Source organism: Clostridium sp. JN-1 (genome assembly GCF_003718715.1).
In the GTDB taxonomy this organism is placed as follows: Bacteria; Bacillota; Clostridia; order Clostridiales; family Clostridiaceae; genus Clostridium_AV.
Genome location: NZ_CP033465.1, coordinates 2,531,824 through 2,550,220, shown reverse-complemented (window position 1 = coordinate 2,550,220; position 18,397 = coordinate 2,531,824). Strand labels below are relative to the sequence as shown.

Genomic DNA, 18,397 nt, shown 5'->3' with positions numbered 1-18,397 from the left:
TTGTATCTTAAGTATGTAAGATCCACTAGCCCCGGGTCTTAAAGATAGAAGTAGTATTTCTTATAGAATAATTAGGGAGGTAAAACGATGAAATCATACATAGCAAAACCGCAAGAAGTTGAAAGAAAATGGTATGTTATTGATGCTGCTGGAAAGCCGCTGGGAAGAGTAGCAAGCCAAGTTGCTTCAATATTAAGAGGAAAAAATAAACCTATATTTACACCACATGTTGACACAGGAGATTTCGTTATAATAATTAATGCAGAAAAAGTTGTTTTAACAGGAAAGAAATTAGATCAAAAGATGTTAAGACATCATTCACTATATCCAGGTGGATTAAAAGAGACTCCTTATAGGGAAGCATTAGCTAAGAAACCGGAATTTGTATTTAAAGAAGCAGTTAGAAGAATGCTTCCAGAAGGTGTATTAGGAAAACAAATGCTTAAAAAACTAAAAGTATATAAAGGCACAGAGCATGATCATCAAGCTCAAAAACCAGAAGTTTTAGAATTAAGATATTAGAAGAGTGAGCTGGAAGGAGGATAAATAATGGCTAAAGTACAGTATTTTGGAACAGGAAGAAGAAAAAATTCAGTAGCTAGAGTAAGACTTGTACCTGGTGAAGGTAAAGTAACAATAAATAAAAGAGATATTCAGGATTATTTTGGATTAGAAACTTTAAGGGTTGTAGTAAACCAACCTTTAGAATTAACTGAAACTAAGAGCAAATATGATGTCTTAGTTAACGTTCACGGCGGTGGATTCACTGGTCAGGCAGGAGCTATAAGACACGGTATATCAAGAGCCCTTTTAAAAGTTGATCAAAACTTGAAACCAGAACTTAAAAAAGCAGGATTCTTGACAAGAGACCCAAGAATGAAAGAAAGAAAGAAATATGGTCTTAAAAAAGCAAGAAAAGCTCCACAATTCTCAAAGAGATAGTAAGAAGCTTGATAAAAAGAGAGGAATTTCCTCTCTTTTTTTTATTAAAAATTTGCTTTAAGCATAAAATATGTGTGAAGTTACTTTAAAATTATAGGAGGAATATGAACATGAAACTTACAAATAAAAGATTAATATCTGTTTTAGTAGTTATTTCAGTTGGATTAACTTCAATATTTTATGCTAATTTTAATTTATCACTTCCTGTTAACAAAATTCAAAATGAAAAGACTATAACAATACTCATAGATCCAGGTCATGGAGGTATTGACGGAGGAGCACAGTCTCGAAATGGCACATGTGAAAAGGATATCAACTTAAATATAAGTAAAAAACTTAAAGATATGCTTATAAGCAGTGGATATAACGTAGTTATGACCAGAGAAAAAGATATGGGGTTATACGGCGAAAATAAAACTGTAAAACAGAAGAAAGTTGAAGATTTAAATAATAGGTGTAAAATGAAAAAGGACAGCAGCTGCGATATATTTATGAGTATACACCTTAATATGTTCCCAGAGTCAAAGTATTCAGGTGCACAAGTTTGGTATTCTAAAAATCCGCAAAGTCAGGAGCTTGCTTCTGTAATTCAAGGAAACTTAAAGAAAGACATAGATCCCAATAATAATAGAGAGCAAAAACCTGCACTTGACTCATATAAAGTACTTAGATGTAATGATGATATGCCGTCTGTACTTATAGAATGTGGATTTTTATCAAATCCATCAGAAGAACAAAAATTAAAAACAGATGCATACCAAACTAGCATAGCTAAATGTTTGTGTAATTCTATAAATCAATACTGTAAGTCAAAGCAGTAGATGGAGTTTATTGTATACTTGAAGTTGTACGTAACTTGTGATAACATTTAACTATATATGGATTAATCCATTGGTCCAATAAAGGCAAGGGGTGAGAGGTTATTTCTATACAGATTAAAGTTAATAAAGAAAGTGGGATTCCTCTTTACTTACAAGTAAAAAAACAAATAATGGGTTTGATAAAAGGTGATACCTTGAAGGTTGGAGATAAGATGCCAACTGAGCGTGATCTTTCAGAAAAACTGAAGGTAAGTAGAAATACTGTAAGTACAGCTTATAATGAGCTGGAACAAGAGGGAGTATTAAAATCTTACCAAGGGAGAGGTACATTTGTAGCTGAAGATGCAAATCCCTGGAAGGTACAAAACATAAGAGAAAAGATCGGTAAATTTATTGATCTTGGATTTGAAGAAGCACTAGAAGCAGGAATAGATGCTGATGAATTTTTAGAAATAGTTAATCAAAGGGTAAGAGAAAAAAGAGATTTTATGAAAAAAATAACGGCACTATATATAGAATGCAACATGGAGCAGTCCAGAATGTTTAGTAAAGAATTAATGGATAGTACCGATATGAATGTAATTCCACTTACGCTGCAGGATATTAAAAATATAAAAAAGGAAACAGAAGAACTTATAAGGAAAAGCCAAGTTATAATAGCCACATTTAATCATGTAAATGAGGTTGCTAGAATACTTAAGCCTTTTAAAAAAGAAGTTATAGGTGTTGCTATAAATGTTGATTTAGAGACTATAGTAAAAATAGCAAGATATCCTGAAGACACACGATTTGGATTTGTATGTATGTCTCAGGAATTTATGTTCAAGGCAAGAGGTGCTCTTGAAAAAGCTGGTCTTGGGAATATCAATATTCAGTACAGTAATACTTGGGATAAAAATGAACTCAAAAAAATTATAAATAATTCAGATGTACTGATAGTTTCACCTGGAAGATATGATGATGTAGTACGAAGTTTAACTCCTGATAAGCAAATAATGAAGTTTTTATACAGTTTAGATGATAACTCTATAAAAACACTTAAATCAAAAATGGTAGAAAACAAATAGTTCTATTATAAGACATTTGTATGTACTGCATATTTGTATATAATGAAAAAAAATCAAACATTAGCTCAAAAATAGTGTATACTTGATGTATAAAAGGCAGTTTTATAAAACTGCCTTTTATACATTTTAAAATAGATGTAAAAGGGGAGAAACTGTATATGAAAGATATAAATGTACTTGATATAATAAAAACTGTAAAAAAGTTGTGTATAGATTCGAATTATTATCTTTCAAAAGATGTAAAAGATAAGATAGTAGAAGCTCAAAAAAGTGAAAGCTGGCCTATGGCAAAAGGAATACTTGATAAAATATTAGAAAATGTAGACACAGCAGAAAAAGAAAAGATGCCAATGTGTCAAGATACTGGGATGGCATGTGTTTTTGTAGAAATTGGACAGGAAGTACATATAGTTGGAGGAAATTTAGAAGAAGCTATAAATGAAGGTGTTAGGAGAGGGTATACCGAAGGATACTTGAGAAAGTCTGTCGTATGTGACCCTATAAATAGAGTGAATACAAAGGACAATACACCTGCAATCATATACTACAATATAGTCCCAGGTGATAAGTTAAAGATTACAGTTGCACCAAAAGGATTTGGTTCTGAAAATATGAGCCAAATAAAGATGCTTAAACCAGCCGATGGTCTAGAAGGTGTAAAAAAGTTTGTTTTAAAGGTAGTAAAAGAAGCAGGACCAAATCCATGTCCTCCAATTGTAGTTGGAGTTGGAATAGGCGGAAGTTTTGATAAAGCTGCAAACTTAGCAAAGAAGGCTCTTATAAGACCGCTTGACAAGAGAAATCCAGATAAATTTTATTCAAATTTAGAAGAAGAACTTTTAAATAAAATAAATGAGCTTGGAATAGGACCTCAAGGATTTGGAGGTAAAACTACAGCCATTGCAGTTAATATTGAAACTTATCCTACTCATATAGCAGGACTTCCTGCAGCTGTAAATATAAATTGTCATGTAACGCGTCATAAAGAAGCAATATTATAAAAAATTTGGAGGCAGTACAAATGGAAAAACATATAAAAACTCCTTTTACAGAAGATGAAGTTAAATCTTTAAAAGCTGGTGATAGTGTTTTAATATCTGGAATAATATATACTGCAAGAGATGCTGCACATAAAAGGCTCGTAGAACTTATGGATAAGGGATTAGAACTTCCTATAGATGTAAAAGATCAAATAATATACTATGTGGGACCAACTCCACCAAAGCCAGGCATGGTAATAGGATCAGCAGGTCCAACTACTAGCTACAGAATGGACCCATATGCACCGAGACTTCTTGATGCAGGATTAAAGGGAATGATAGGAAAAGGTGTTAGATCAAAAGAAGTTATAGAATCAATGAAGAAAAATAAAGCAGTGTATTTTGCTGCAATAGGAGGAGCCGCTGCTCTTATGGCAAAGTCAGTAGAAGAAGCTGAAGTAATTGCATATGAAGATTTGGGATCAGAAGCAATAAGAAAGTTAAAAGTAAAAGATTTACCAGTCGTGGTTGTAATAGATAGTGTTGGAAACAACTTATATGAAATAGGACAGGAAAATTATCTTAAATCAAAATTATAACTATATTTTTATATCCACAGTCTTGTTTATATGTGTATAACTTTAGAGTGTATATGTGGATAATATATAACACATGACTTTAAAAGGGGGAGGTCAGTAGATGAAAAGGGATGATAAAGGCAAATTTAAACTGCTTGGAAAATTGTCGTTTAAGAAAAAAATAATAATATTTTGTATATTGTCCCTTGTGGTAATTGGAATAGCAGTTAAAGAGTCAGTAAATAATTATAATTTAAATACACAAAATAAGATGCTGGAAAAGGCAGACAAGAAAAGTTCAAGTAATAAAGAACAAATAAGTTCTAAAAATAGTGAAAAAACCAGTAAACAAAATGATGTATATGAAGATAAGTATAATCAAAGTTATAAAGATTTTAGTGATAAAAATTACAGCGAATGTATAAAAAAAGCAGATGAAATTATAAAAGATAAACCTGATTTTTATAAGGCATACAATATAAAAGGGATAGCGCTTTGTTACAGTAATAACTATTATGAAGGTATGAAAAATATAGATAAGGCACTCCAAATTAAACCTGACTTTGGATATGCTAGATTTAATAAGGCCCTTGCATATGAACTTTATGCACATTATGATGATGCCCTTGAATGGTATGATAAAGCACTTCAAGTTGAAAATTATGTATGGAGTTATTATGGAAAAGCAAGCATATATGGAAGAAGAGGAGACGTACAAAATACGGTGAAGTATTTAAAAATTGCTATTAATATGTCTTCTGATATAAAACAAATTGCTGCCGAAGAACCAGACTTTGACCCGGTAAAAAACTCAAAAGAATTTCAAGACTTGATAAAATAGACAGAGGACATGGGACAGAGGACAATGAAGGTTGATTTTTTGCTAACACAAAAGAATCTTTAAATTTATATAAGTTGGCAATGTTTCGCTTCAGCGAAACGAGTTATCAGAATTTAATTAAAGATTTTTCGTAAGCTTAGTGGAGAAAAATCCTCCTTCTCTGTCAATTGTTCTTTGTCCTATGTCCTCTAAAAAATGCTTAGCATTTTTTATAATGCGGATTAACTTTGTTTTAACTTATTTATGTCAATGTTATATTTTTTACATCTTAGTGCAACAGTTCTATGAGTTATTCCAAGGACTTTTCCAGCCTTATTATAGCTCTTATATTTTTTCACTGCCGTTAAGATTAATTCCTTTTCATATTCTTCGAGAGGCATTAGTTCATTATTTCTTAAATTTATTAAATTATTTGTTTCACTGTCATCATTTTTTATATAAAAAGGCAGATCATTTTCAGTGATAGTAGAATTATCACACATATTTATAGCTCTTTCAATTATGTTTTCAAGTTCCCGTATATTGCCCGGCCAGTGGTATTCCTGAAGGTAAGAGAGACACTTTTTATCTATATGAGATACATTCTTATTTAGTTTTTTACTTATTTTCTTCATAAAGTGTTCGACTAAAAGATTTATATCATCTTTTCTATTCCTAAGCGGTGGAAGCATTATAGTGAGTACGTTCAATCTGTAATATAAATCTTCACGGAAGCTGCCTTCTTTTATCATTTCCTCTAAGTTCCTATTAGTAGCAGCTATTATTCTAACATCTACCTTTTGAGGTGTAACTCCGCCAACACTTTCAAACTCCTTTTCCTGGAGAACCCTTAGTAATTTTACTTGCATTGAAATAGGCATGTCTCCTATTTCATCTAAGAATATAGTACCTTTGTTGGCAATATTAAATTTTCCAGGTTTGTTTTTAAAAGCACCAGTAAATGCACCTTTTTCATATCCAAATAATTCACTTTCAAATAGATTTTGTGGTATTGCTGCACAGTTTACCCTTACAAATGGCTTGCCGCGTCTGCTGCTGTTATCATGTATTGCCTTTGCTATAAGTTCCTTACCAGTACCACTTTCGCCGCGTATAAGTACAGTTGAAGTTGACTGAGAAGCCTTATCTGCCATAAAGATACATTCCTTAAGTGAGCTGCTGCATCCTATTATTGAACTAAATGATTTAATTGAGACAGTTTGCCTTTTAAGTTCTTCCTTGTAATAATTTAATTCTTCTTGGGACTTTTCAAGTTTTTTCATCAAATCCTTTAATTCATTTTCAGTTTTAGAAATTGAAATAACTCCATTAAATGTACTATCAATGAAAATAGGTTCTACAGTGGATACTATATTTGAATTGCCTTTTGTGTAAACTATGTTTTCTATTGGTTTTTTAGAATTAAAGACCTTCATTGTGAAACCATTTGGTGATACTTCTAAAAGGTCTTTTCCAACTAGATCATTGTGATCGATTCCAAAGTGTTTTTCGTAAGCTGGATTTACATAATTTATAATTCTCCTGTCATCTACAAAACATATCAAATCATGTGATGCTTCTAATATTTTTTTAAACCTCTCATTAACTTCTTTCATAGCAGCAACTTCGGATATATCCTGAAAAATTCCAAGAGCACCAATTACCTTATCATTATAAAATATAGGGGATCTATTTGTAATTACTAAATGATTATTTATATACTGTGTTTGTCCAAAAACACGTTTTTTAGACACAGTTATATTTGGTAAATAAGAAGTTGGAATAACATCCTTTACATACATTCCAATTACATTATTTAGTTTTTTGTCTATCATCTTTAAAGTATAATCATTCATTGTAGTAATATAACCATTAGCATCTATCACAATTATTCCTACAGGAATGTTTTTAACAATTTGTTCGTATGCTATGGTCTTTTGCTCCATTATGTCATCTATTTTAGATAAAGTCGAATTATTTTGAGTATTTGCCATATCAATTGTTATAAAGTTACATAACTTGAGTACAGCATTTTGACCATCCATAGAATCTTCTTTGCAGGAAATTTCTATAATGTCATCCTTTTTTATTTTAAGTGAAAGCAGTGCAAGCATACTTATTGCAAGAGGTTCCGCAGATGGAAGATTTCTTATATATAAATTTACTCCAAATTCATTTTTTAATTGTTCAGCCTTATTAACTATGATTGCAGCTATTCTTGTGTGTATACCTCCATTTATAGGTATGTTTATACTATTCTTATACATAAATTATCGATCTCCTGAATTAACGTTTATTCTACAATTTTATACATAATTATTGATAAATTTTATCAAAATTAAATCACATTATGATAAAATTTATCAATAATTATAATATACCATAAAAAAGCGTAAGTGCACACATCATTATACTGCTTATTTGAGTAATTTTTATTAACAAAACCATAAAATTTGAGGTATAATGTAATTATAGACATGTAAAATTTAAAATAACTGTCAATATTTATGTACAAGGACAATTTATATCAAGTCAAACTTCAAATATTTAAATCTTATAAGCTATAAGTTGATAAAAATTATCAATTTATAGCTTATAAGGTTGGCTGAACACAGGAGTTTTCAAAGTAAAATTGCAGCCATACTTTTGAAAGGACTATCCACTTAACATAAGTATTTAGGCATATGATGCTATTTTTATGTATTTTAAATTAAAATAAAGGAAAAATTAAATATAAGTTGGCATGAAATTTGCTAGTATATATTTATAGTAATGTATTAGGGAGGATTAATAATGAAAAAAGGTATAGCAGCATCAAAAGGATATTCAATAGGTAAAGTCTTAATAAAAGAAGATGCGGAGATAAAAGTTGAAGAAAGAAAAATAGACGATGTTAATCTTGAAAAAGAAAGATTCAAAAAAGCTCTTAAAAGTTCAAAAGAGCAGTTGATTAAGATAAAAGAAAAAGCTGAAAAAGAAGTTGGAGCAGATAAAGCAGCAGTTTTTGAAAGTCATATGATGCTTTTAGGTGATCCAGAATTTGCTGGAGCTGTAGAATCAGGAATTGAATCAAATAAGGTGAATGCAGAAAAGGCTCTTAACGATGTAGTTAAAATGTATGAAGGTATATTTGCAGCAATGGAAGATGAGTACATGAGAGAAAGAGGAGCAGATGTAAAAGATGTTGGAAAGAGGATAATGGCTAACCTTGCTGGAAAGGTTTCTGTGTTATCTGATAATATAGAGGAAAATACAGTAATAGTTGCAAATGACTTAACTCCATCCGATACTGCACAGTTAGATAAGAGCAAAGTAACAGCTTTCCTTACAAATATAGGAGGAAGAACTTCCCACAGTGCTATTATGGCAAGAACTTTAGAGATACCAGCAGTAGTAGGACTTAATGATATAACAAAAGAAGTTAAAAATGGAGATACAGTAATTGTAGACGGAGTAGAGGGAATTGCAATAGTAAATCCAGATGAGGATACTATAAAAGAGTATGAGATTAAAAAGCAAAAATACATGGAAGAAAAAGAAGAACTGAAAAAACTTATAGAAACTAAAACTGTTACAAAAGCAGGCAAGAGAGTAGAAGTTTCAGGAAATATAGGAAAAGCAGAAGATATAAATCAAGTTATAGAAAATGGTGGAGATGGAGTAGGTCTCTTTAGAACAGAATTCCTATACATGGATAGAGAAGATATGCCTGGAGAAGATGAGCAGTTTGAATCATATAAATATGTAGTTGAAAAAATGAATGGAAAACCTGTAGTTATAAGAACTTTGGATATAGGGGGAGATAAAAAGCTTCCATATCTTCCATTACCTCAGGAAATGAATCCATTCTTAGGATATAGAGCTATAAGACTTTGCCTTGATAGAAAAGATATATTTAAAGTTCAATTAAGAGCATTACTTAGAGCATCAGCTTTTGGAAATCTAAAGATAATGTTTCCTATGATATCTTCATTAGAAGAATTCCTTCAAGCTAAAGAAGTTCTAAAAGAGTGCATGGGAGAACTTAAAAAAGAAGGAAAAGCATTTAACGAGAATTTAGAAACCGGCATAATGGTTGAAATACCTGCAGCAGCTGTTTATGCAGATGAGCTTGCAAAATATGTTGATTTCTTTAGTATAGGAACTAATGACTTAATACAATATACTTTAGCAGCAGATAGGATGAATGAGAGAGTATCATATCTTTACAACCCAATGCACCCAGCAGTACTTAGACTTATAAAGATGACTATAGAAGCTGCACATAAAGAAGGAAAATGGTGCGGAATGTGTGGAGAAATGGCAGGTGATGAAAAATCTGTGCCTACACTTGTAAAGTATGGATTAGATGAATTCTCAATGAGTGCGTCTTCGATACTTAAAGCAAAACAACTTATAATGCAAAATTAATGTACATCGGTATGTTCAGAACAATTACAATCGCCTAGTGCGGTGGGTTCTCGCTAAGAACTCAAATTGGCACTGTTCAAGGTTAGTGCTGCCTTTGGAGCGTAGGTAAACTTGCTCTGTTGGGAGTATTGAATACGAAGCCGCCGCTTCAACGAAGTAAGTGGGGGTGAGTTCACTTAAGCCTTATATAAATTTATTATAGATATAAGAGATTTTGATTAACTTATATTAAGATAATCAAAATCTCTTATTTTTTTAGCTAACTGCAGTGCAATATTTTTGAGAGAACAAAAAAATAGAGGACATAGGACAGAGAAGGTAAGTTTTCTTCCTTACGTCAGAAAACTAATTTAATTTTTGATAACTCGTTTCGCTAAAGCGAAACATTGCTAATTTATATAAATTTAAAGATTCTTTTGCGTTAGCAAAAAATCAACCCTCTCTGTCCTCTGTCCTTTGTCCTTTATACTTTGAATCCCGTCCTATAAAAAAATGCTTTGTATTTTTCGCATATTATAAGCTGCCGAATTGTATCTAAGTTTGTTAAGTGAGGATTAATTGTTATATAATAGTAGTGTTAAAATAAAATAACTAAGGAGAAATACTCATGGATAGGTCTAAAAGGCTGTATGCAAAAGCTTTAAAAATATATAATCATGGTTATATCTATAATGCAATTAGCTTGTGTGACAAAAGTACAAGCCTCGATGTTAGAAATATTGCTGCTTTAAACTTAAAAGGCTTACTGTATTATCTAAATGGAGATCTTGATCGTGCACAAAAAACTTGGAAGTTAAATTCTCATGTAAACAAGGATAAGGTTGCCAAAAAGTATCTGGAAGATAGTAAAAAAGATGAGCTCAATCTTGAAAGGTATATGAATGCTGTAAATTTAGTAAAAAACTTAAAAATAAATGAAGCACTTGAGCTTCTTAAAGTGTGTTCAGAAAGTGACTATAATTATATAAATGTAAATAATTATAAGACCATATGCTATATAAAGAAAGCAGAATATACTAAAGCACAAGAATGTATAGATAAAGTATTTAGGCTGGATAAAAATAATTCTACAGCTAAAAATAATATGAAAATGCTTGTAGAATATGGAGTTGTAGAAAAAAAGCACAGCTTAAAAAGAGCAGGTATGGCAGCTGGAATTTTTATGCTTATAATTATTTTGCTTGCGTTAGTTTTTTTTGCGGTAAAAAGTTTTACAAACAGAAACATGGCAAAGCTAAGTAATAATAAAAGTTCAAGCAGTGCCTCTAATATAAAGAAAAGTACTCCAGAAAAAAAGAAAACTGCTGTGTCAAAAAAACAGGAGACTTTTCCAAAAGAGAGCTTAAATACGTATATTGATAATAAAAATTTTGATGCAATGTACGATTGCGTTATTAAATGGAAGGATAAGAGTTTATCAGTAAATGATAAAGCACTTATTTCAAGTGCAGAACAAATGTTATCAAGCGATGAAGGTGTACAATACTTTTATACAAATGGATGTAATTTTATAAATAATAAAGATTACTCTAAGGCAAATGATAGCTTACTTAAAGCATATCAATTTGGCTCACAAAGTTATTTGTATTCACATATAATATATATGCTTGGTCTTAGTTATAATTCTTCAAAAGATGTTGAAAATGCAATAAAGTACTTTGAAAAGTATGATCAAAACTTTCCAAGTGGAGATTATGAAGAAACAGTATTATATAATTTAGCAGTTATATATAAGGATATAGATAAAACAAAAGCGAAAACATATGCAAATAAACTTGCAGATAACTATTCTTCATCCATGTACAATAACTCCTTAATTCAATCAATAATAAATTGGTAATTTTTACACCCCAGGGGTGTAAAGTGCAATGTATTAAAAACTATTGACTGAATACATTAAGTATTATAAAATAAAAAATATAAAGATACCCCATAAGGGTATAAGGAGGTAACAAATTATGGTAAGTGAAATAAAAGATACTGATTTTTCAAAAGTTATTAAAAAAGAGGCATCTCCTGTAGTAGTAGATTTTTGGGCACCTTGGTGCGGACCATGCAAAATGCTTGGACCTGTCATTGATGAAATTTCAAGTGAAATAGGTGAAAAGGCTAAATTTTATAAGCTTAATGTAGATGAAAACCCAGTTTCATCAATGGAATACAAGGTAGCAAGTATACCTACAGTTATTATATTTAAAGATGGAAAACCAGCAAAAACTCTTGTTGGATTTAGACCAAAAGAAGCAATAAAAGGTGTTATAGAAAACTATATCTAGAGGTGAAAATAGTGAGTAATAGATATGATATAGCTATAGTTGGAAGTGGAGCTGCTGGATTATCTGCAGCTGTAAATGCAAAGATTAGAAATAAGAATATTTTAGTATTTGGAAATAGAGATTTAAGTCATAAACTTAATAAAGCCCCACTTATTAAAAATTATCTTGGATTTTATAACATTAAGGGAAGGGACTTAAAAAATGAGTTTCAAGGTCATATAGATGCCATGAATATAAATATTATATATGAAAGAGTTAATGCCGTATATGCCATGGGAGACTATTTTACAATCTCAGTAAATCAAAAAAACTATGAATCCAAGGCTGTTATAATAGCAGCTGGTATAGAACAAACGAGTCCATTAAAAGGTGAACAAGAGCTTCTAGGTAAAGGCGTAGGATATTGTGCAACCTGCGACGCACCGCTGTATAAAGGAAAAGTTGTAACAATTATAGGGTATAATAGGGAAGCAGAACAAGAAGCAAACTTTGTAAGTGAACTAGCATCAAAGTTATATTATATACCAAGGTATAAAGCAGATTATAGCTTAAAAGATAATATAGAAGTAGTTTTAGATATGCCGCTTGAGATAGTTGGAAAAGATAAAGTAGAAAAACTTGTATTAAAAAATAAAGAAATAATTACAGATGGAATTTTTGTATTGAAGGACAGTATATCTCCCGGCCAGCTTGTTCCTGGAATAGAACTCGACAAAGGGCACATAAAAGTAGACATAAATATGAAGACTAGTATAAGAGGTTGTTATGCTGCTGGCGATTGTGCTGGAAAACCATATCAGTATATGAAAGCAGCAGGTCAAGGTCAAGTAGCGGCATTAAATGCTGTATCGTATTTAGATTCTATAATAAATTAAAAATATCCCTGGATTATAAAAAGTCCAGGGATATTTTAATATGTTAATTTGCTGTAAAGAACACATGATTGCCAATGGTTTTTACATTTTCCTTATTTATGTCCTTCATCCATCTAGATGTTGCTATTTGTGGATTGTAGAAAAAGACAGCTTTTCCTGTTGGATCAGATCCATTTAAGGCTTCCAAAACTGCCTTATAACAATCTTCACTTTGGGGAGCAGAAATTGTTCCATCATTATTCACACATGAAAAAGCGCCTTTTTGCATTATTACCCCTTCTACCGTCTTTGGAAATTCAGGATATTTAAGTCTGTTTAAAATTACAGAAGCAACTGCTACTTTTCCTTCAAAGGGTTCACAATTGCTTTCAGCATATACTACTTTAGCCATTAAGTCTAAGTCTTTTTGAGTTATATAAACTTTCTTATCACAGCAATTAAAAACTTGGACTACCTGTTCTCCTTCATTTTCATTAAATAAGTTGATATCGGAAGTATTATTTTCCCGGGCACTGACTTTAAGTGGAATAAACATTAATAAACTTAAAGTAAAAATTATAAAAATTATTAGTTTTTCCTTCAATTAAATCCTCTCCTTTTACCTACGGGGTTAGCTGACGGGTTCGGTAAAGGCATAACCTACGTAAAACGATTCACCCCAAAAATACTGGTTTCCCCGCGTTTTTAACAGAAATTGAAAACTTAGGCTTAATGGTAGTGTAACCAATAGTTTAAAAAAAATGCAAAAGTTTATTTTTTTTATTAATATTTTATAAATTAGATTTTGTTTTGATATAAAGCATTATTAAATAGTGTATAATTAAGTATAAAGTAGAGAGAAAATTATGCAGTATGAGAATATTGTACGTGATATAAGTTACAACATATTTAACAAAGGAGTGAAATGGGTGGAAGCATTAGACATGGTAATCAATTCAGTAAGGAATATCAGTATATCATCAATAGCAGATATACTAGTTGTTTCATATATTTTTTACAAAGGTTATATGCTAATAAAAGAAACCAGGGCTGAACAGCTTTTGAAAGGTATTATATTAATTTTATTTCTTATTCCTGTAAGTAATTTTTTTAATCTTACAATGCTGAATTGGATACTGTCAAAGACAATTACAATAGGTGTGCTCTCTCTTGTAATTATATTTCAACCTGAAATTCGAAGTGCACTAGAACATCTTGGCAGAACTGCTTTTAATGATATACATATGTTTGAGGATGACGAAACCATGAAAAAAGTAATTAATGAAATTGTAAACGCAGTTGGAAATTTATCCGTAAGCAGGACAGGAGCACTCATAATAGTAGAGCAGTTTACAGGACTTGAAGATGTAATAAAGACCGGGACTAGATTGGATGCAGTGGTATCATCGGCACTGCTTGAAAATATATTTGTAGTAAATACTCCGCTTCATGATGGAGCAACAATAATAAGAAATGACAGGATAATATCTTCAGGATGTTTTCTGCCGCTTACAAATAATCGCGAATTGAACAAAAAACTAGGCACAAGACACAGAGCTGCAATTGGTATTTCAGAAAAATCTGATGCACTTATAATTGTAGTATCTGAAGAAACTGGAACCATTTCACTTGCTGTAAATGGAAATATGACTAGAAATTATACCAAGGAAAAGCTGCGAAGTATTTTAGTGAGAATTATAAAGAAAAGACAGCATAGAAAATTAACCATTAGAGAGCAGGTGGTTCAATGGATCAAAAAGATAAAAGACAGCAAATAGTTGTAAAGGTATGCTGTGTAATAGTATCGTTTATATTATGGCTTTTTATATATAATGTTGAAAACCCCGTAAGAGAAAGAAAAATTGTAGTTCCTGTTCAGGTTATAAATAAAGATACACCTGTACAATCTAATCTCGTACCTATAGATGAAGATAATTTAAGTGTTACATTAACTATAAAGGGAAATGCATCTGATTTATATGCTGTCAAAGCTTCACAATTTAAACTTGTATCTGATTTAGGTACTTATGTAGTAAAAAAAGGTGAAAATAAAATACCCGTTCAAGTAGTAAAGAGCCCTTCTACTGTAAGAATTGTAAATAGCGAAAGTTTATGGGTTAAGGTAATAATTGAAGATTTAAAGAGTAAGAATGTCCCAGTTAAACTCTCACTTTTAGGAAAAGCCAAGAGCGGATTTTATGCAGCTAAACCCGAACTAAGTGTAAACCAAGTTAAAATTAAGGGATCACAGGATGCAATCCAGAAAGTTACAAAGGCAGAAGCAGTATACAATATCCAAAACGTTTCAGAAGATGTAAATAAAAAAGTAACTTTAAGAGCTGAAGATTCGTTGGGAAATGTAATAAAAAATGTAGAAATAGAACCTAAAGATTTGGATATATCTATATCTGTCAAAAGAATAAAGAGTGTTCCGGTAAATGTAAATATTTCAGGAAACTTAAATGATTATGGTATAAAATCAGTAGTTCCAATAGACTCTAGTGTAAATATAACGGGAAGTGAATCGCAAATAGCTAATGTGGAAAGATTAAATACTGAAAGCATAGATGCAAGTACACTTAATGGAAAAGATACAGTAGAAGCTAGAGTTATTTTGCCTCAAGGAGTCATACTTATAAACGGCGGAAATACAGTCAAATTAAAAGTCAACTTTTTTGATAATAAAAGTACGCAAAAACAAGTAACTGTGAATATACAAACCAGTAATTTAGATGCCAGCTATAATGCAATTTTGAGTTCAAGCACTGTTAACTTGGTTGTAACGGGATCTCAAGATGCTGTTCAAAATCTCAAGGACAGTGATATAACAGCAATTGTGGATTTAAGTGGTGTTAAAGAAGGGCAAAATACCGTTCCTGTAAACATAAGTTTGCCGGATGGAATAACCAAAGTGTCTCAGGATCCAGAACAAGTGTCAGTTAATATAAGCAGAAAAAATCAGGAGGTAAAAGATGGGCATTAAAATAAACAATATAATTTTAAATATAGAAGAAGATTTAAGCCAAGTTAAAAATAAGGCAGCAAAAAAAGCTGGAATCAATGTAAATGATATAAAAAAGTTAAGAATAGTTAAAGAGTCTGTAGATGCTAGAAGGAAAAATACCATAAAGTTTGATTATGCTGTTGAAATAGAATGTGAAGATGAATTAAAAATAGTAAATGAAGCTAAATCAAAAGATGTAAGAATGATAAAAGATAAGTATAATCAAAGTTTTGAATTTGGCAAAAAGAGAATGAAACACAGACCTATTATAATAGGAATGGGACCTGCAGGGATGTTTGCAGGTCTTTTGATGGCTCAAAATGGATATCAACCTATAATTATAGAAAGAGGTCATAATGTAGAAGAAAGGACTCTTGAAGTCAATAATTTTTGGAATACTGGCAAATTAAACATGGAGTGTAATGTTCAATTTGGAGAAGGCGGCGCTGGAACTTTCTCTGATGGAAAACTTACAGCAAGAAGTAAGGATTCAAGATGCCGTTTTATAATTGATCAGTTTGTAAAAAGTGGAGCACCTCAAGAAATAATGTATAGTAATAAACCGCATGTTGGAACGGATATTTTAAAAGGAGTCGTTAAAAACATAAGGGAAAAAATAATAAAACTTGGAGGAGAAGTTAGGTTTAACAGCAAACTTGAAGATATATTGATGGAAAATGACAAGTTAAAATCAATAATTGTAAATGGAGAAGAAATGCCGTGTGAAAATCTTATATTAGCCCCAGGACATAGTGCTAGAGATACCTACGAAATGCTTTATAAAAGGGGAATATTTATGGAAGCCAAAGACTTTGCAGTTGGAGTCAGGGCTGAACACCTTCAAGAAATGATAAATGAAAATCAATATGGCAAGTATGCAAATCATCCAAGATTAAAGGCAGCAGATTATAGACTTACATATACAACAAAAGCAGAAAAAAGAGGAGTATATAGTTTTTGTATGTGTCCTGGAGGAGAAGTTGTGTCTGCTGCGTCAGAAGATAAAAGACTTGTTACAAATGGAATGAGTAATTATAAGAGAGATAAGAAAAATGCAAATTCAGCCGTTGTAGTTTCAGTAAATAAACATGATTTTGGCGGAGATACACCCCTTTCTGGAATGGAATTTCAAAGACACTATGAAGAACTTGCATATAACCTAGGTGGAGGAGGATATTTCGCACCAGTAGAGCTTTTAGGAGATTTTTTAAATGATACAGTTTCGAGTAAACTTGGAAGTATAACACCAACATATAGACCGGGATGGGAATTTAGAGACCTTAGAAAATGTCTTCCTGAATATGTTGTAAGTGCACTTAAGGAAGGATTTTTAAACTTTGATAAGAAGATAAAGGGATTTGCAAGCAGCGATGCAGTCTTAACTGGAATAGAAACGAGAACATCTGCACCGCTTAGGATAACGAGAAATGAAAAACTTCAAAGTATATCACTAGAAGGGTTATATCCATGCGGCGAAGGTGCAGGATTTGCAGGAGGAATAATATCTGCTTCGGTAGATGGTGTTAAAGCTGCAGAAAGCATAATGAAAGAATACGCACCATTTTAGCGTATATCACGTTATTTTATATGTACACTCTAAGATCAATATGCTAAAATAAAGTTGATTTTAATGGTAGATAAAGGAGATCAGGTAAATGAAAAAAATAATCATTATATTTACTGGTGGAACAATATCCATGAAAAAAGATGAGAATAATGCATCAGTACCATCTATGAGTGGAGAGGATATACTAGAGCTTACTCCAGGCATAGATAAAATTGCAGATATACATTTTTTGGATTTTGGAATGGTGCCAGGACCGCAAATGACTCCGCAAAAAATGTTTGAATTATCAAAAGTTATAGATAAAAAAGTTAAAGATGAAGGATACGATGGAGTAGTTGTAACTCACGGTACAGATTCGCTTGAAGAAACTGCATATCTTGCGGACTTAACCTATAATAATTCAAAGCCAGTAGTTTTTGTAGGTTCAATGAAAAGCAGCTCTGAGTTTGGATGGGACGGTGCATCCAATTTAATAGATGCAGTACTAACTGCATCATCAAAAGAAGCAGAGAATAGAGGAGTAATGGTTGTTATGAATAAGGAAATACATGTTGCTTCTCAAGTAACCAAAACTAATACACGCTCTCTGGATACATTTAAAAGTCCGGACTTTGGACCAATTGGCTGTGTTGATAGCGGAAAAGCTTATTTTTACTATGATTACACCAAAAGACAGCACATTTCTGTAGAAAAAGTTGATGACAAAGTAGATCTCATAAAAAGCTGCTGCGGCATGGATGATAGACTTTTGAAGTTTTGTGTAGATTCTGGAAGTCACGGAATAGTAATTGAAGGAATGGGAAGAGGAAATATTCCACCTAAAATGGTTACAGGAGTAGAATATGCAATAAATAAAAATATACCTATTGTATTAGTATCAAGATGCATGTCAGGAAAAGTTATTGATGACTATGGATATGAAGGTGCAGGAAGAGAACTTAGAGAAAAAGGAGTAATTTTTGGAGACAATCTTCCAGGACAAAAAGCTAGAATTAAACTCATGGTATCCCTTGGATTCACTAGAGACTTAAAAAATATAAAAGAGTTTTTCGAGAAAAATTATTATTAATTATTTTTT

17 protein-coding genes and 1 riboswitch are annotated in these 18,397 nt (G+C 31.6%); of the genes, 15 read left to right on the top strand and 2 right to left on the bottom strand.

Annotation, left to right across the window (positions count from 1 at the left end):
* Positions 1 to 87 precede the first annotated feature (87 nt).
* From rplM to EBB51_RS12120, 7 genes are all read left to right on the top strand, one after another.
* On the top strand, positions 88 to 522 hold the full coding sequence (rplM, locus tag EBB51_RS12150) for a 50S ribosomal protein L13 (RefSeq protein WP_123054698.1): 435 nt from the start codon (positions 88 to 90) through the stop codon (positions 520 to 522).
* A gap of 27 nt (positions 523 to 549) precedes the next feature.
* Positions 550 to 942: a 30S ribosomal protein S9 gene (gene rpsI / locus EBB51_RS12145; RefSeq protein ID WP_123054697.1), complete on the top strand. Its 393-nt coding sequence runs from the start codon at positions 550 to 552 to the stop codon at positions 940 to 942.
* Positions 943 to 1,052: 110 nt separating this feature from the next.
* The gene (gene cwlD, locus EBB51_RS12140; protein WP_123054696.1) at positions 1,053 to 1,763 is read left to right on the top strand and encodes an N-acetylmuramoyl-L-alanine amidase CwlD; all 711 of its coding nucleotides are present in this window, start codon (positions 1,053 to 1,055) and stop codon (positions 1,761 to 1,763) included.
* A gap of 107 nt (positions 1,764 to 1,870) precedes the next feature.
* On the top strand, positions 1,871 to 2,830 hold the full coding sequence (locus EBB51_RS12135) for a GntR family transcriptional regulator (RefSeq protein WP_190285368.1): 960 nt from the start codon (positions 1,871 to 1,873) through the stop codon (positions 2,828 to 2,830).
* Between the two features lie 158 nt (positions 2,831 to 2,988).
* Positions 2,989 to 3,831, top strand: coding sequence for a fumarate hydratase (locus tag EBB51_RS12130; RefSeq protein ID WP_123054694.1), 843 nt, complete (start codon positions 2,989 to 2,991; stop codon positions 3,829 to 3,831).
* Positions 3,832 to 3,851: 20 nt separating this feature from the next.
* Positions 3,852 to 4,409, top strand: a complete 558-nt coding sequence (locus EBB51_RS12125; RefSeq protein ID WP_123054693.1) for a Fe-S-containing hydro-lyase — start codon at positions 3,852 to 3,854, stop codon at positions 4,407 to 4,409.
* A gap of 100 nt (positions 4,410 to 4,509) precedes the next feature.
* Complete coding sequence (locus tag EBB51_RS12120) at positions 4,510 to 5,229, top strand: hypothetical protein (protein ID WP_123054692.1); 720 nt, start codon at positions 4,510 to 4,512, stop codon at positions 5,227 to 5,229.
* 221 nt (positions 5,230 to 5,450) lie between these two features.
* Here EBB51_RS12120 and EBB51_RS12115 read toward each other — a convergent pair whose 3' ends face one another.
* Positions 5,451 to 7,475, bottom strand: coding sequence for a sigma 54-interacting transcriptional regulator (locus EBB51_RS12115; RefSeq protein ID WP_123054691.1), 2,025 nt, complete (start codon positions 7,473 to 7,475; stop codon positions 5,451 to 5,453).
* Positions 7,476 to 8,001: 526 nt separating this feature from the next.
* On the opposite strand from EBB51_RS12115, the gene ptsP reads away from it, so the two are divergent.
* The 4 genes from ptsP (at position 8,002) to EBB51_RS12095 (ending at position 12,769) form a co-directional block, all read left to right on the top strand.
* Positions 8,002 to 9,618: a phosphoenolpyruvate--protein phosphotransferase gene (gene ptsP, locus EBB51_RS12110; protein WP_190285283.1), complete on the top strand. Its 1,617-nt coding sequence runs from the start codon at positions 8,002 to 8,004 to the stop codon at positions 9,616 to 9,618.
* Positions 9,619 to 10,225: 607 nt separating this feature from the next.
* Positions 10,226 to 11,458, top strand: coding sequence for a tetratricopeptide repeat protein (locus EBB51_RS12105; RefSeq protein ID WP_123054689.1), 1,233 nt, complete (start codon positions 10,226 to 10,228; stop codon positions 11,456 to 11,458).
* 118 nt (positions 11,459 to 11,576) lie between these two features.
* Positions 11,577 to 11,894 (top strand): thioredoxin, encoded by a 318-nt coding sequence (gene trxA, locus EBB51_RS12100; RefSeq protein WP_123054688.1) that lies wholly within the window; start codon positions 11,577 to 11,579, stop codon positions 11,892 to 11,894.
* A gap of 11 nt (positions 11,895 to 11,905) precedes the next feature.
* Positions 11,906 to 12,769: an NAD(P)/FAD-dependent oxidoreductase gene (locus tag EBB51_RS12095; protein ID WP_123054687.1), complete on the top strand. Its 864-nt coding sequence runs from the start codon at positions 11,906 to 11,908 to the stop codon at positions 12,767 to 12,769.
* A gap of 43 nt (positions 12,770 to 12,812) precedes the next feature.
* Here EBB51_RS12095 and EBB51_RS12090 read toward each other — a convergent pair whose 3' ends face one another.
* Positions 12,813 to 13,352 (bottom strand): cell wall hydrolase, encoded by a 540-nt coding sequence (locus tag EBB51_RS12090; RefSeq protein WP_243103852.1) that lies wholly within the window; start codon positions 13,350 to 13,352, stop codon positions 12,813 to 12,815.
* 2 nt (positions 13,353 to 13,354) lie between these two features.
* Positions 13,355 to 13,488: riboswitch (cyclic di-AMP (ydaO/yuaA leader) on the bottom strand.
* A 189-nt stretch (positions 13,489 to 13,677) separates the two neighbouring features.
* Here EBB51_RS12090 and cdaA point away from each other — a divergent pair.
* The 4 genes from cdaA (at position 13,678) to EBB51_RS12070 (ending at position 18,388) form a co-directional block, all read left to right on the top strand.
* Positions 13,678 to 14,526: a diadenylate cyclase CdaA gene (gene cdaA / locus EBB51_RS12085; RefSeq protein ID WP_123054686.1), complete on the top strand. Its 849-nt coding sequence runs from the start codon at positions 13,678 to 13,680 to the stop codon at positions 14,524 to 14,526.
* Positions 14,496 to 15,731 (top strand): CdaR family protein, encoded by a 1,236-nt coding sequence (locus tag EBB51_RS12080; protein WP_123054685.1) that lies wholly within the window; start codon positions 14,496 to 14,498, stop codon positions 15,729 to 15,731. Before cdaA ends, EBB51_RS12080 begins: the two co-directional genes overlap by 31 nt.
* Positions 15,721 to 17,319: an FAD-dependent protein gene (locus EBB51_RS12075; protein ID WP_123054684.1), complete on the top strand. Its 1,599-nt coding sequence runs from the start codon at positions 15,721 to 15,723 to the stop codon at positions 17,317 to 17,319. Before EBB51_RS12080 ends, EBB51_RS12075 begins: the two co-directional genes overlap by 11 nt.
* 88 nt (positions 17,320 to 17,407) lie before the next feature.
* Positions 17,408 to 18,388, top strand: coding sequence for an asparaginase (locus EBB51_RS12070; RefSeq protein ID WP_123054683.1), 981 nt, complete (start codon positions 17,408 to 17,410; stop codon positions 18,386 to 18,388).
* Positions 18,389 to 18,397 lie beyond the last annotated feature (9 nt).